16 protein-coding genes are annotated in these 12,984 nt (G+C 69.7%); 15 read left to right on the top strand and 1 reads right to left on the bottom strand.

The window, feature by feature from the left end:
* Positions 1 to 347: 347 nt before the first annotated feature.
* From ASD38_RS10190 to ASD38_RS10180, 3 genes are all read left to right on the top strand, one after another.
* Positions 348 to 947: a 5-formyltetrahydrofolate cyclo-ligase gene (locus ASD38_RS10190; protein WP_082560726.1), complete on the top strand. Its 600-nt coding sequence runs from the start codon at positions 348 to 350 to the stop codon at positions 945 to 947.
* A gap of 5 nt (positions 948 to 952) precedes the next feature.
* On the top strand, positions 953 to 1,774 hold the full coding sequence (locus tag ASD38_RS10185) for a TIGR00282 family metallophosphoesterase (protein ID WP_056440919.1): 822 nt from the start codon (positions 953 to 955) through the stop codon (positions 1,772 to 1,774).
* Positions 1,775 to 1,889: 115 nt separating this feature from the next.
* Positions 1,890 to 2,303 (top strand): organic hydroperoxide resistance protein, encoded by a 414-nt coding sequence (locus ASD38_RS10180; protein WP_056459800.1) that lies wholly within the window; start codon positions 1,890 to 1,892, stop codon positions 2,301 to 2,303.
* 142 nt (positions 2,304 to 2,445) lie between these two features.
* Here ASD38_RS10180 and ASD38_RS10175 read toward each other — a convergent pair whose 3' ends face one another.
* Positions 2,446 to 2,760: a hypothetical protein gene (locus ASD38_RS10175; RefSeq protein WP_200946002.1), complete on the bottom strand. Its 315-nt coding sequence runs from the start codon at positions 2,758 to 2,760 to the stop codon at positions 2,446 to 2,448.
* A gap of 108 nt (positions 2,761 to 2,868) precedes the next feature.
* Here ASD38_RS10175 and ASD38_RS10170 point away from each other — a divergent pair, with 108 nt between their 5' ends.
* The 12 genes from ASD38_RS10170 (at position 2,869) to pal (ending at position 12,969) form a co-directional block, all read left to right on the top strand.
* On the top strand, positions 2,869 to 3,624 hold the full coding sequence (locus tag ASD38_RS10170) for a YebC/PmpR family DNA-binding transcriptional regulator (RefSeq protein WP_056440925.1): 756 nt from the start codon (positions 2,869 to 2,871) through the stop codon (positions 3,622 to 3,624).
* 331 nt (positions 3,625 to 3,955) lie between these two features.
* Positions 3,956 to 4,594 (top strand): hypothetical protein, encoded by a 639-nt coding sequence (locus tag ASD38_RS10165; RefSeq protein WP_156390655.1) that lies wholly within the window; start codon positions 3,956 to 3,958, stop codon positions 4,592 to 4,594.
* A 73-nt stretch (positions 4,595 to 4,667) separates the two neighbouring features.
* Positions 4,668 to 5,603 (top strand): nucleoside hydrolase, encoded by a 936-nt coding sequence (locus tag ASD38_RS10160; RefSeq protein ID WP_056459793.1) that lies wholly within the window; start codon positions 4,668 to 4,670, stop codon positions 5,601 to 5,603.
* 65 nt (positions 5,604 to 5,668) lie between these two features.
* A complete protein-coding gene (ruvC, locus tag ASD38_RS10155) occupies positions 5,669 to 6,190 on the top strand; it encodes a crossover junction endodeoxyribonuclease RuvC (RefSeq protein ID WP_200946011.1) in 522 nt (173 codons plus the stop codon).
* 13 nt (positions 6,191 to 6,203) lie between these two features.
* Positions 6,204 to 6,815, top strand: coding sequence for a Holliday junction branch migration protein RuvA (gene ruvA / locus ASD38_RS10150; RefSeq protein ID WP_056459786.1), 612 nt, complete (start codon positions 6,204 to 6,206; stop codon positions 6,813 to 6,815).
* Entirely contained in the window at positions 6,812 to 7,858 is a 1,047-nt protein-coding gene (gene ruvB, locus ASD38_RS10145; RefSeq protein ID WP_056459784.1) for a Holliday junction branch migration DNA helicase RuvB, read from the top strand. The genes ruvA and ruvB overlap by 4 nt, the downstream gene beginning before the upstream one ends.
* A 4-nt stretch (positions 7,859 to 7,862) precedes the next feature.
* Positions 7,863 to 8,312 carry a YbgC/FadM family acyl-CoA thioesterase gene (locus tag ASD38_RS10140; RefSeq protein ID WP_156390654.1) on the top strand — a complete coding sequence of 150 codons (450 nt, stop codon included), beginning with the start codon at positions 7,863 to 7,865 and terminating at the stop codon, positions 8,310 to 8,312.
* A gap of 340 nt (positions 8,313 to 8,652) precedes the next feature.
* Positions 8,653 to 9,351 carry a protein TolQ gene (tolQ, locus tag ASD38_RS10135; RefSeq protein WP_056459781.1) on the top strand — a complete coding sequence of 233 codons (699 nt, stop codon included), beginning with the start codon at positions 8,653 to 8,655 and terminating at the stop codon, positions 9,349 to 9,351.
* 4 nt (positions 9,352 to 9,355) lie between these two features.
* Positions 9,356 to 9,889 carry an ExbD/TolR family protein gene (locus ASD38_RS10130; protein WP_056459778.1) on the top strand — a complete coding sequence of 178 codons (534 nt, stop codon included), beginning with the start codon at positions 9,356 to 9,358 and terminating at the stop codon, positions 9,887 to 9,889.
* A gap of 12 nt (positions 9,890 to 9,901) precedes the next feature.
* Entirely contained in the window at positions 9,902 to 10,699 is a 798-nt protein-coding gene (locus tag ASD38_RS10125) for a hypothetical protein (RefSeq protein WP_056459775.1), read from the top strand.
* A 14-nt stretch (positions 10,700 to 10,713) separates the two neighbouring features.
* Positions 10,714 to 12,027: a Tol-Pal system beta propeller repeat protein TolB gene (gene tolB, locus ASD38_RS10120; protein ID WP_056440953.1), complete on the top strand. Its 1,314-nt coding sequence runs from the start codon at positions 10,714 to 10,716 to the stop codon at positions 12,025 to 12,027.
* 387 nt (positions 12,028 to 12,414) lie between these two features.
* Complete coding sequence (pal, locus tag ASD38_RS10115) at positions 12,415 to 12,969, top strand: peptidoglycan-associated lipoprotein Pal (protein WP_156390652.1); 555 nt, start codon at positions 12,415 to 12,417, stop codon at positions 12,967 to 12,969.
* Positions 12,970 to 12,984: the final 15 nt, after the last annotated feature.

Here is a 12,984-nt window from a genome sequence, read left to right as displayed (position 1 = left end):
CAACGGCGGGTCAGCTGTGGCCCTCGTCGAAGATTTCTATTCCCAGGGACCTTAATCTCTCTATCGGGATCTGTTCCCTCCCGTGGCCGTGGCTGCGGGAACACGGAGCCCACCTGTAACAAACAGGTTCGAGTGGATTGAAACGTCTTCACGGTTCTTCACGGCGCCGCCACCTTCCCCCATTCTGATGCGATCCAGCGTTCCGACGCGTGAGATCCGCATGCGAAAGACCAAGGCCCTGATCGGCAGCGCCCTGTTCCTGGTCGTCGCCCCCGGCGTGGTGGCGGGGCTGGTTCCCTGGCTGCTGACCGGCTGGCGGTTCGCCGCCTGAAATGGCAGGAGAGGCCATGGTCATCGCCGATCCCGCCGCCGCCAAGATCGCCCTGCGTGTGTTCGTCCGCAACCGCCGCAAGGAACTGGCCCTGGAGCATCCCGAGGCCGGCTGGATGGTCGTCGACGTCGCCCGCGAACCCCTGGCCGCGCGCTTCCCGGAGCCGGCCGGCAAGGTCGCGGCCGTCTATTTCGGCCTGGGCTCGGAGGTCGAGACCCGTCCCCTGGCCGACTGGCTGGTCGAGCAGGGCTGGACCCTGGCCCTGCCCAGCGTCGAGGATGAGGACGGCCACATGGTCTTCCGCCGGTGGACGCCCGGCGACCCGCTGGTCCACGACCAGATCGGCCTGAACGCCCCCGATCCGTCGCGCCCGATGCTGGAGCCGGACCTGGTGGTCGCGCCCCTGCTGGCCTTCGACCGCCAGGGACGGCGTCTGGGCCAGGGCGGCGGCTACTACGATCGGGCGCTGGCGGCGCTGCGGACCCGCCGGCCGGTGTTCATGCTGGGCCTGGCCTATGTGGGACAGGAGACACAGGGGCTGCCCGATGAGCCTCACGACCAACGATTGGACGCCATCCTGACGGAAAGCGAGTATATCGCCGTCCAAGAGGACTGAAATTCATGCGTTTTGCTTTCTTCGGCGATGTCGTCGGCAAATCCGGCCGCGACGGTTTGGCCGACCATCTGCCCGCCCTGCGCCGCCAGCTGCAGCTGGAGTTCGTGATCATCAACGCCGAGAACGCCGCCGCCGGCTTCGGGATCACCGAGAACACGGCGCGCGAGCTGTTCGAGGCCGGGGCCGACTGCCTGACCCTGGGCAACCACAGCTGGGACCAGCGCGAGGCCCTGACCTATATCGTGCGCGAGCCGCGCCTGATCCGTCCGGCCAACTATCCGATCCTGTCGGACGCCCCGGGCCGCGGCAGCCACCTGTTCCAGACCGAGGGCGGCCGGACCATCATGGTCGTCAACCTGCTGGGCCGGGTGCACATGGACGCCATGGACGACCCGTTCGCGGCCGCCGACCGCGAGCTGGACAAGGCCCCGCTGGGCCAGGTGGCCGACGCGGTGGTGGTCGACATGCACTGCGAGGCCACGTCCGAGAAGATGGCCATGGGCCACTATTGCGACGGCCGCGCCTCGCTGGTCGTGGGCACCCACACCCATGTGCCGACCGCCGACGCCCAGATCCTGCCCGGCGGCACCGCCTACCAGACCGACGCCGGGGCCTGCGCCGACTATGACAGCGTGATCGGCAACCAGAAGGAAGAGCCGCTGCGGCGGTTCACCACCAAGATCAGCGGCGGGCGCTACACCCCCGCCTCGGGTCCCGCCACGGTCTGCGGCGTGTTCGTCGAGACCGACGACCGCACGGGCCTGGCGGTCCGCGTCGAGCCGATCCGGGTCGGCGGGCGGCTGAAGGAGACCGTGCCGGAGGTTTGAAACCCTCTCCCGGAGGGGAGAGGGTCCCCTAAGGAAGCCGGCCGCGCTTGCGCGCGTCATACCTTCGGTCACAAGGTCGCCGCGCGACCCCAAACCTCTCCGAAGGAGCACCCCCATGACCGACGCCATCTACACCGCCCACGCCCATGCCGTCGGCGGCCGCGAAGGGACCGCCAAGACCGACGACGGCCACCTGGACGTCAAGCTGGGCTATCCCAAGTCGATGGGCGGCAACGGCGAGGGGACCAATCCCGAGCAGCTGTTCGCGGCCGGCTACGGGGCCTGCTTCCTGGGCGCCCTGGGGCTGGTGGCTCGCGGCCAGGGCGTCAAGCTGGGCGAGCACAGCCTCGACATCGAGGTCGACCTGATCAAGGACGACACCAGCTTCCATATCGGCGCCCGCCTGACGCTGAACGCCCCCGACCTCGACGCCGACACCGCCCAGAAGCTGCTGCAGGCCGCCCACCAGGTCTGCCCGTACTCGAAGGCGACGCGCGGCAATATCGAGGTCGAGCTGAAGGTGGCTTAGGGGACACGATAGTCGACGCGGTGCGTGGTCCTCGTCCTTCCACAAGCTCAGGATGAGGACCATTGTGGAGGCCTCGGCATTAGAAAACCTCATCGTGAGCTTGTCGAAGGACGAGGTTTTCGCTTCCCAGGCAGAATGTCGATCAACCCTGGCGCCGCCGCTTTCCCGGCGAGACGCGTCGCACGATCAGCTCGTCGATCTCCAGCCGGCGAATCCGCGCCTTGCCGACCGACAGGCGGCCGATGGCCAGGGCGCCGATGGCCAAGGCCCCGACCGCCAGCGCCCCGACCGCCAGGCCGCCCAACGCGGCCGCGCCCGTCGACAGGGCTCCGGCGGCCACGACCCCCGCCGCCGCCGGGGACTTGTGGGCCGCGTGGATCGCGTCCTGGTCCTGCGCCTCGAGAGCCCCGAGGCGAGCCGGGTCGAACGGTTCAGACAGGAAATCGGACGGGGTCATCTAGGGTCTCCAGCGCGGGCTTCGCAGCTTGGAGGATGACAATACGGGGCGCCAAGCGCTAGAAGCGCCGCCTAACTTTCACTTCGCAGATCAGAGAAGAGCCTCCGAATGGCCGGCCACTCGAAATTCAAGAACATCATGCACCGCAAGGGCCGCGCCGACGCCGCGCGCTCCAAGCTGTTCTCCAAGCTGTCGCGGGAGATCACCGTGGCGGCCAAGGCGGGCCTGCCCGACCCGAACATGAACCCGCGCCTGCGCCTGGCCGTGAACAACGCCAAGGCCGAAAGCCTGCCCAAGGACGTCATCGACCGCGCGATCAAGAAGTCGCAGATGGGCGACGCGGCCGACTATTCCGAGATCCGCTATGAAGGCGTCGCCGCCGGCGGCGTCGGAATCATCGTCGAGGTGCTGACCGACAACAAGAACCGCGCCGCCGCCAATGTCCGCTCCTACTTCACCAAGATGGGCGGCAACATGGGGGCCACCGGCTCGGTGACCTTCAACTACGACCGGGTCGGCCAAGTCAGCTATCCGGCCAAGGTCGCGTCCGAGGACGAGATGATGGAGGCCGCCATCGAGGCCGGCGCCGACGACGTGGTGTCCGACATGGACGAGGAGGGCGAGGGCCACACGGTCTACACCGCCTTCGAGGACCTCAACGACGTGGCCGCCGCCCTGGAAGCCAAGTTCGGCGTGGCCAGCAACACCAAGATCGCCTGGCGGCCCAAGAGCCAGGTCCCGGTCACCGGCGACGCCGTGGCCACCCTGATGAAGCTGCTCGACGCCCTGAACGAGGACGACGACGTCCAGGACGTCTACTCCAACGAAGAGATCAGCGACGAGGACGCCGCCAAGCTGGGCTGACCTGATCCTTCTCCCCTCGCGGGAGAAGGTGGCGCGCAGCGCCGGATGAGGGGTCTCGCAGGCATCGAAAGCCGCGCCCAGCCGAAAGGCGGGGCGCGGCTTTTGCGTTCACGCGACCCCTCGCCCGACCTGCTTCGCGGGCCACCCTCTCCCGCGAGGGGAGAGGGGAGGGGGATGCCCACCAACCCCCGCGTGCCAGATTTCCAAATCCAACCTTGCGGAGACTCAAAATCAGGGATTTCCCTGATTTTCGTCTCCGGACACGCCGGCGCCTGAGCGGATTTCTCAAGCTGGAGTGTTTGGTTCGCGGGCCGGCATGTTGGGGAACGTCATGGAACGCCTTCGCTTTCGCACGATGGGGGAAATCCTCTACGAGCTGATGACCGGGCTGCTGTTCTACCCGCGCACCCTCTGGCGCGTGCTGCTGTGGCCCGCCGAGGCCTCGGCCACGTCGCAGGCGGGGCGGGAGGAGGGCGACCTGATCAGCCCGCCGCTGTTCCTGCTGATCTCCATCCTGCTGGCCCAGGCCCTGGACCTGTTCCTGCGCGGCGAACTGGGCGAGGCGGCGGCGTCCTCGGGCCTTGGCCCGTTGCTGTTCCGCGCGGTGGCCTTCAGCCTGTTTCCGCTGGTGATGGCGGTGGGCACGCTGCGGCGCCAGGGACGCCCCGTCGACCACGCGACCCTGCGCGAGCCGTTCGAGCTGCAATGCCTGTGCGCCGCGCCGTTCGCCCTGTCGCTTTCCGTCGCCGTCATCCTGATCGCCTCGCCGACCGCCTCGACCCGGCTGGCGGGCGCGGCGATCGGCCTGGCGGCCGTCGCCTGGTACCTGTGCGTCCAGACCCGCTGGCTTCACCGGCGCCTGGCGGTGGGCAGCTTCCGGGCGTTTCGGACGGCGACCTGGCTGTTCGCCGTGGCCCTGTTCTGCTGCCTGCCGCCCGCCTTGCTGATCCTGGGGCCGCGCGGGCCGTAGCCGGGGCGAAAACCGGCGGCCCGGGCGGCGGAGCGGCTTCCCGGCGACCGGGCGGCCGCGCTATGCTGGCCGCATGCCGCTGCGCTTGCACATCGATACCGACTGCGGCGTCGACGACGCCCTGGCCCTGGCCATGCTGGCGCGCTCGCGCGACCTGGTGGAGATCGTTTCGGTCTCGGCGGTGTTCGGCAACACCTATGTCGACCAGGCCGCCGCCAACGCCCGCGGCGTGCTGCGCCTCGCGGGCTGCCCGGCCGAGGTCTATATCGGCGCCGGCTCGGGGGTGGCCAAACGGCGGGTCGAGCGGATGCGGCCGGCCCACGGGGTCGACGGCCTGAACGGCGCCGGCTTCTCCCAACGCTGGAAGCTGCCCGAGCTGGACCGGGGGCAAGGCGGCAGCCTGCTGGCCTTCCGGGCCCGGGCCAAGGTGGCGGGATTGTTCCTGGGCCCGCTGACCAACCTGGCCAACGGCCTGCTGGAGGATCCCGCCGCGTTCCGCGCCTGGCGACCGACCATCATGGCCGGGGCCTTCACCGTCGAGGGCAAGGCCAGCGGCGGGGCCGACTTCAACAGCTGGAGCGACGCCGAGGCCCTGGCCCGGGTGCTGGAGCGCGGGGTCATGCCGCGCCTCGTGCCGCTGGACATCAGTTCGCGCGTCACCCTGACCGCCCAGGCCATGGCCGCGGGCTCGGCGGCCTGCGGCTCGCCGCTGTCGGCGCGGCTGAACAAGGCCATGGGGCCGTACATGGCCTTCCACCGGCGGGCCTGGGGCGTGGAGGCCGGCTGCCACCCGCACGACGCCGTGGTCGCCGCCAGCCTGTTGGCCCCGTCGCTGTTCGCCTTCGAGCCCGTGCGCCTGCGGGTGCTGACCGACGGCGAGCACCTGGGCCGGATCGAGCGGATCGACGGCGAGCCGAACGCCGAGCTCTGTCTCTGGGTCGACGCGCCGGCCGTCGAGGCCCTGCTGGCGGACCGGCTGTTCCAGGCGGCGGCGCTGAACCCGGCCTGACGGGCTCAAGCTTAAGGTTTCGTTAGCGAAGTCGCGCCTTTTCCTTGGGGGCGAAACCGGCGATGGTGCGAGAACACATGATGAACGCGAATCGCATCCCGATCCGAATCCTGGGGCTCGACCCCGGCCTGCGCCGCACCGGCTGGGGCGTGCTCAGCGTCGAGGGCTCGCGCATGAGCCACGTCGCCCACGGGGTCATCGTCCCCGACGAGAAGGCCGATTTCGCCTCGCGCCTGCTGCACCTGTTCGAGGGCATCTGCGCCGTCATCGACGAGCATCGGCCCGACGAGGCGGCGGTCGAGGAGGTCTTCCTCAACACCAACGCCCAGTCGACCCTGAAGCTGGGCCACGCCCGCGCCGCCGCCTTGATCGCCCCGGCTCGCGCCGGCCTGCCGGTGGCGGAATATTCGACGCGCCTGGTCAAGAAGGCGGTGGTCGGCACCGGGGCGGCCGACAAGGCCCAGATCGGCTTCATGATCGCCCGCCTTCTGCCCACGGCCGGCAAGACCACGGCCGACTGCGCCGACGCCCTGGCCGTCGCCATCACTCACGCCAACCTGCGCGTCGCCAATCGGAGAGTGGCATGATCGCCAAAAAGCTATGATTGGGCGTCTTCGTGGCGCCGTCGCCGAGATCGGCGAGGAAGAGGCGCTGATCGACGTGATGGGCGTGGGCTATGTCGTGCGCTGCGGCTCGCGGACCCTGCAACGGCTGCCGGCCCTGGGCGAAGAGGCCCTGCTGCATATCGAGAGCCAGTGGAGCGAGAGCGCCGGCCTGCGGCTGTACGGCTTCGGCACGCGCGAGGACCGCAAGGCCTTCGTGCTGCTGCAGGCCATCCAGGGCGTCGGCCCCAAGGCGGCCATGGCGGTGCTGGACGTGCTGTCGCCGGCCGAGCTGGCCTCGGCCGTGGCGCGCGAGGACAAGGCCGCCGTCGGGCGGGCGTCGGGCGTGGGGCCCAAGCTGGCCCTGCGGATCGTCACCGAGCTGAAGGACAAGCCGATCACCGACGGGCCGGTGTTCATGGGCGCCCCAACCCCGGCCGCCGCGCCCGCCAAGCCGGCCCCGAGCGGCGACGCCGTGGCGGCGCTGATGGGCCTGGGCGTGGCCGAGGTCAACGCGCGGCGCGTGGTCGAAGCCGCCGCCGCCAAGCTGGGCGACGAGGCGACCGTTCAGGCGCTGATCAAGGCCGGGCTGCAGGAGCTGGGCCGGTGACGCGCATCATCTCCGGCGAAGCGCAACACGGCGAACAGATCCCCGGCGCCTCCGACCGCGCCATGCGCCCGCAGACCCTGGCCGAGTTCGTCGGCCAGGAGCAGGCCAAGGGCAACCTGCGCATCTTCATCGAGGCGGCCAAGGGCCGGGGCGAGGCCCTGGACCATGTGCTGCTGTTCGGCCCGCCCGGCCTGGGCAAGACCACCCTGGCCCAGATCGTGGCCCGCGAGCTGGGGGTGAACTTCCGCGCCACCTCCGGCCCCGTGCTGAACAAGGCCGGCGACCTGGCGGCGATCCTGACCAATCTGGAAGCCAACGACGTCCTGTTCATCGACGAGATCCACCGCCTGCCCTCGACCGTGGAGGAGATCCTCTATCCGGCCATGGAGGACCATGTGCTGGACCTGGTGATCGGCGAGGGGCCCTCGGCGCGCTCGATCCGCATCGACCTGGCGCCGTTCACCCTGGTGGCCGCCACCACCCGGGCGGGCATGCTGGCCACGCCGCTGCGCGACCGCTTCGGCATCCCGATCCGCCTGGAGTTCTACACCCCGGCCGAGCTGCGCCACGTGCTGCTGCACGCCGCCCGCAAGATGGGCGCGCCGCTGTCGGACGACGGGGCCGACGAGATCGCCAAACGGGCCCGGGGCACGCCGCGCGTCGCCGGCCGCCTGCTGCGCCGCGTGCGCGACTTCGCCGCCGCCGACGGGGCGACCGTGATCGACCGCAAGGCCGCCGGCCTGGCCCTGGCCCGGCTCGAGGTCGACGAGAGCGGTCTGGACAGCCTGGACCGCCGCTATCTGCGCGCCATGATCGACAACTACGGCGGCGGTCCCGTCGGCGTCGAAACCATGGCCTACGCCATCGCCGAGGCCCGCGACGCGGTCGAGGACGTGATCGAGCCCTATCTGATGCAGCAGGGCTTCATCCAGCGCACCCCGCGCGGGCGGATGGCGTGCGGCAAGGCCTATCTGCACCTGGGTCTGACCGAGCCGGTCTCGGCGCCGAAGATCGTCCAGGGCGGGCTGTTCGGAGAGGAGTAACGCCATGACCGAGATTCCTCAGCCCACCGCCGGCGTCTTCGACGGCCGCGAGCACCAGCTTCCGGTCCGGATCTACTACGAAGACACCGACTTCTCCGGCATCGTCTACCACGCCAACTACCTGCGCTATTTCGAGCGGGGGCGGAGCGATTTCTTCCGGATGATCGGGATCTCGCACACCGCCCTGCACGCGGCCGACACCGCCTTCGCGATCATCCGCATGGAGCTGGACTTCAAGCGCGCCGCCCGGATCGACGACGCTCTGTTGGTGCGCACCACCTACGACCGGGTGAAGGGCCCGCGCCTGTTCGTCAGCCAGCGGATCACCCGCGGCGACGAGCTGATCGCCCAGGCGGCCGGCGAGGCGGTCTGCATCACCCTGGACGGCCGCGTTCGCAAGCCGACGGCGGAGATGGTGGCGATGATGGCGCCGTGGTTGGAAGCGACGTCCTAGTTCGCGGACGCCCCCTCCGTCACGATGCGTATTCGCATCGCGCCACCTCCCCCGCTTCGCGGGGGAGGAGAAGGTCGGCGCGGTTCTTCCTCACCCGTGAAACGGGGGAGGTGGCGCGTCGCGAAGCGGCGTGACGGAGGGGGCGTCCCGCGACGGTTGGGCGAAACGACGTGGGAAGCCCCGAGATGCTCAGAGCTTCACCAGCAAAAAACCCGCTCCCCCGCCGATTGTCATAGTTTCACCATTGCCCCGCTTCATGTCAGTAAGGGCGCAACGGAACCCCGGAAGGTGCGCTATCAACCTTCCACGATACTGACGCCCCAACGGAGCAGGACCCCGCATGGACGCCGCCGCAGGCCCGCAGAGCTTTTCCTTCATTTCGCTGTTCCTTCAGGCCGACTGGGTGGTCAAGGCGGTGATGATCGGGCTGATCCTGGCCTCGCTGGGCTCGTGGGCGGTGATCATCGACAAGCTGTTCCGCTTTTCGGCGCTGAACAGCGCGGCCAATCGGTTCGAGGACCAGGTCGGTTCGGGCCAGGGGCTGGAGGAGGTCGCGGCCCAGGCCGGGGCCAATCCGCGCCATCCGCTGCCGCGCATGCTGCAGGCCGCCCTGAAGGAATGGCGCGACGCCAAGGCCAAGGGCCAGATGGGCGAGGCCCAGGCCGCGTTCCTGATCCAGCGCATCGACCGGATGATGGACACCCTGATCTCGCGCGAGACCGGCAAGGCCGAGGACGGGCTGGGCAGCCTGGCCATCGTGGCCACCGCCAGCCCGTTCATCGGCCTGTTCGGCACGGTCTGGGGCATCATGCACGCCTTCCAGAACATCGCGATCTCGAAGAACACCTCGCTGGCCGTGGTCGCCCCGTCGATCGCCGAGGCGCTGTTCGCCACCGCCATCGGCCTGATCGCCGCCATCCCGGCCTATATCGCCTACAACAAGTTCTCGACCGACGCGGGCAAGTTCGCCGATCGGCTGGGCAACTTCGCCGACGACCTGTCGACGGCCATCCAGCGCCGCCTCAGCGAGCGGGTCTGACCCCATGGCCATGTCCGCCAACGACGCCTTCGCCACCGGCGGCCGTCGCGGCCGTCGCCGCGGCCGACGCCGGGGCAAGGGCGCCCTGTCCGAGATCAACGTCACCCCGCTGGTCGACGTGATGCTGGTGCTGCTGATCATCTTCATGATCAGCGCCCCGCTGCTGACCGCCGGCGTGCCGCTGGAGCTGCCCAAGACCGAGGCCGCCGCCCTGCAGAACCAGCAGGAGCCGATCACCGTCTCGATCAAGGCCGACGGCGCGGTGTTCATCGGCGAGGGCGAGGTCCCGTTCGGCGAACTGGCCCCGCGCATCTCGTCGATCGCCGGCGACGGCTATGACAAGCCGATCTTCGTGCGCGCCGACGGCAAGGCGAACTACGCCACGGTCGCCCAGGTGATGGCGGCGCTGTCCAACGCCGGCTTCGCCAAGATCAACCTGCTGACCGACACCGGCGGCCCCTCGTCGGGCGCGGCGGCCCGGCAGGCGGCTGACGCCGAGGGCGCTTCGGACGCGGGCGCCCTGCGTCCGGCGCAGTGAGGTGACCGAGCGGTGATCCGTCGGGACGACAGAACCAACTTCTCTCCGGCCCTGGCGGGGTCGATCGGCCTCCACGCCCTGGTGGTGGTCGCGATCCTGATCGGGCCATGGAAGCCGTCCAAGCCGGTGATCATCGGCGAGAGCGTGCCGGTGACCATCGTCACCGAGGGGCCGACCAACGTCCGCCCGGCGGTCGAGGATCTCGTCGACCAGTCGGCCCAGACCGAGGAGCCGACGCCCGAGGCCGAGCCGCAGCCGCCGGCCCCGGTTCCCGCCCCGGTTCCGACCCCGGCCCCCGCGCCGCCCAAGACCGCCGCGCCCACGCCCAAGCCCACCCCGACCAAGCCGGCCAAGCCCGAGCCCGACTTCTTCGCCTCGCTGGAGAAGACCCTGGCCAGGACGCCCAAGGCGACCGGCAAGCCGGCGGCCAACGCGCCCAAGGGGGCGACCCGTCCGGAGACCGCCACCCAGGCCCGTCCCGGCGCCGGGGCGATGACCGGCGAGCAGGCCGCCGCCATCAACGGCATGAAGGACGAGATCCAGCGGCGCTGGAATCCCAATTGCGAGGTCGAGGGCGGGGCCGCCATCCAGGTCAAGGTCAGCTTCAAGCTGGCCACCGGCGGCCGCATCGTCGGCCAGGTCAGCGCCGGCGACGCCGGGCGTTCGTCCGATCCGGTGGTCAAGGCCGCCGCCGACCGGGCCATCCGCGCGGTCTACCAGTCGGCGCCCTTCGAGGGCCTGCCGCCGGACTACTATGGCCAGCAACTCAATTTGAACTTCAAGGCGCGCGACGCTTGCGCGGCGCGATAGGGAGGACACCGAGCATGAACCTGAAGTCCGTCTTCACCGGCCTGGCTGGCGCCGCCGTCCTGGCCCTCTCGATGGTCGCCGCCGCGCCGGGCTCGGCCCGCGCCCAGATCGAGGTCGACATCAACAAGGGCGCGGTCAAGCCGCTGCCCGTGGCCATCCCCGCCTTCTCGGGCGGCGGGCGCGGCGCCGACATCTCGCAGGTCATCAGCGGCAATCTCGAGCGCTCGGGTCTGTTCCAGCCGCTGAACGTCGCCAACGTCGCCGACAAGCTGGCCGACGTGAACGTCCAGCCGCGCTTCCCCGACTGGCAGGCGACCGGGGCCCAGGCCCTGATCAACGGCCAGGTCACGGTCGGGTCCGACGGCGTGCTGCGCGTCGACTTCCGCCTGTGGGACACCTTCAGCCAGCAGCAGCTGCTGGGCCTGCAGTTCACCTCGACCGCCGAGAACTGGCGGCGCGTGGCCCACAAGATCAGCGACGCGGTCTATGAGCGGCTGACCGGCGAGAAGGGCTATTTCGACACCCGCGTGGTGTTCGTCGCCGAGAGCGGCAGCAAGGTGGCCCGGGTCAAGAAGCTGGCGATCATGGACCAGGACGGCGCCAACCCGCAGTACCTGACCGACGGCTCCTACATCGTCATGACCCCGCGCTTCTCCTCGACCAGCCAGGAGATCACCTACATGGCGCTGCGGCCCACGGGGTCGAGCATCTACCTGACCAACCTGGAGACGGCCCGCACCGAGACCATCGGCAAGTTCCCCGGCATGGTCTTCGCCCCGCGCTTCTCGCCGGACGGCAGCAAGGTGGCGTTCTCGGTCGAGAAGGGCGGCAACAGCGACATCTACGTGATGGACCTGCGCAGCCGGCAGTCGACGCGGATCACCACCGACCCGGCCATCGACACCTCGCCCTCGTTCTCGCCGGACGGCAGCCGGATCGTGTTCAACTCCGACCGCGGCGGCCAGGCCCAGATCTACATCATGAACCTCGACGGCAGCGGCGTGCGGCGTATCTCGTACGGCGGCGGCCGCTACACCACCCCGGTGTGGAGCCCGCGCGGCGACTTCATCGCCTTCACCAAGCAGACCGGCGGCGAATTCCACATCGGCGTGATGCGCGCCGACGGCGGCGACGAGCGCCTGCTGACCACCAGCTATCTGGACGAGGGCCCGACCTGGGCCCCCAACGGCCGGGTTCTGATGTTCTCGCGCGAGGCCTCCAGCGGCAATTCGCGTCTGTGGACGGTGGACATCACCGGCCGGATCCTGCGCCCGGCCGCCTATCAGGGCGCGGCCTCCGACCCCGCCTGGTCGCCGCTGCTGGAATGATCGAGTTTCGGCTTCGATCGTCTCAAATAAGCGCCGTCATCCCGGGCCTCGTGCCCGGGACCCCTGGTTCAGCTGACGGTGAGATAGATTGGCGCGCCAGCGCGCCACCCCTCCGCACCTGTGGCGGACAGAGGGGCCCGGGCACAGGGCCCGGGATGACGACCGAGATGGAATGCTGGACTAATCCCCGCGACTTTCTCGCAACCTTCACCATTGAGGCGCGTTGCCCTAGAGTCGTTCATCCGACGTTCACCCCGCGGGTGAAAACAGGTGGGTGTGCGACATTCTGACGCCATTGTGAGGCGATAGGTACGATTTGGCGCGGCGCCGCGAAGGCTTCAAGCGCTAGAAGTATGAACCTTGGCCGTGGACTTGAGGAGAAACTGGATGAGCTTCGACACCCAACGCGTTGCTAGACTGGCGATGATCGGTCTTGCGGCCGCCTCGCTCGCCGCCTGTGCTTCGCGGCCGAAGCCCGCGGGCCCCGCGGCTCCGCAGACGCAGCCGACGCAGCCCATGCCCCCGGCCCAGACGCCGCAGACCCCGCGGTCGCCGGTCAACCAGGGCCCGCTGCCGGGCACGGTCCAGGACTTCGTGATCAATATCGGCGAGCGGATCTATTTCGCCACCGACAGCTACGAGGTCACCAGCGACGCCCAGGCGGTGTTGGCCGCTCAAGCCCAGTGGCTGAACCGCTATCCGGCCGTGCGCGTGCGCATCGAAGGCAACGCCGACGAACGCGGCACCCGCGAGTACAACCTGGCCCTGGGCGCGCGCCGCGCCAACGCCGTCCGCGAGATCCTGGTCAGCCAGGGCGTCTCGGCTTCGCGCATCGAAAGCCTGTCGTACGGCAAGGAGCGCCCGATCGATCCGGGCACGGGCGACGAATCCTGGGCCAAGAACCGCAACGCCCGCACCGCCATCACCGACGGCGCGCGGTAAGTGGAAAGCGCCCTT

This window comes from Caulobacter sp. Root487D2Y (assembly GCF_001427165.1).
Lineage (GTDB): Bacteria > Pseudomonadota > Alphaproteobacteria > Caulobacterales > Caulobacteraceae > Caulobacter.
Note: the sequence above shows the minus strand (reverse complement) of the source record. Positions and strands in the feature narration are given on the sequence as shown.

Bases quoted from the DNA above. Each gene is read 5' to 3' on its own strand.
- ASD38_RS10190 (WP_082560726.1), top strand. From the start codon at position 348: ATGGTCATCGCCGATCCCGCCGCCGCCAAGATCGCCCTGCGTGTGTTC.
- ASD38_RS10185 (WP_056440919.1), top strand. From the start codon at position 953: ATGCGTTTTGCTTTCTTCGGCGATGTCGTCGGCAAATCCGGCCGCGAC.
- ASD38_RS10180 (WP_056459800.1), top strand. From the start codon at position 1,890: ATGACCGACGCCATCTACACCGCCCACGCCCATGCCGTCGGCGGCCGC.
- ASD38_RS10175 (WP_200946002.1), bottom strand. From the start codon at position 2,760: ATGACCCCGTCCGATTTCCTGTCTGAACCGTTCGACCCGGCTCGCCTC.
- ASD38_RS10170 (WP_056440925.1), top strand. From the start codon at position 2,869: ATGGCCGGCCACTCGAAATTCAAGAACATCATGCACCGCAAGGGCCGC.
- ASD38_RS10165 (WP_156390655.1), top strand. From the start codon at position 3,956: ATGGAACGCCTTCGCTTTCGCACGATGGGGGAAATCCTCTACGAGCTG.
- ASD38_RS10160 (WP_056459793.1), top strand. From the start codon at position 4,668: ATGCCGCTGCGCTTGCACATCGATACCGACTGCGGCGTCGACGACGCC.
- ruvA (WP_056459786.1), top strand. From the start codon at position 6,204: ATGATTGGGCGTCTTCGTGGCGCCGTCGCCGAGATCGGCGAGGAAGAG.
- ASD38_RS10140 (WP_156390654.1), top strand. From the start codon at position 7,863: ATGACCGAGATTCCTCAGCCCACCGCCGGCGTCTTCGACGGCCGCGAG.
- tolQ (WP_056459781.1), top strand. From the start codon at position 8,653: ATGGACGCCGCCGCAGGCCCGCAGAGCTTTTCCTTCATTTCGCTGTTC.
- ASD38_RS10130 (WP_056459778.1), top strand. From the start codon at position 9,356: ATGGCCATGTCCGCCAACGACGCCTTCGCCACCGGCGGCCGTCGCGGC.
- tolB (WP_056440953.1), top strand. From the start codon at position 10,714: ATGAACCTGAAGTCCGTCTTCACCGGCCTGGCTGGCGCCGCCGTCCTG.
- pal (WP_156390652.1), top strand. From the start codon at position 12,415: ATGAGCTTCGACACCCAACGCGTTGCTAGACTGGCGATGATCGGTCTT.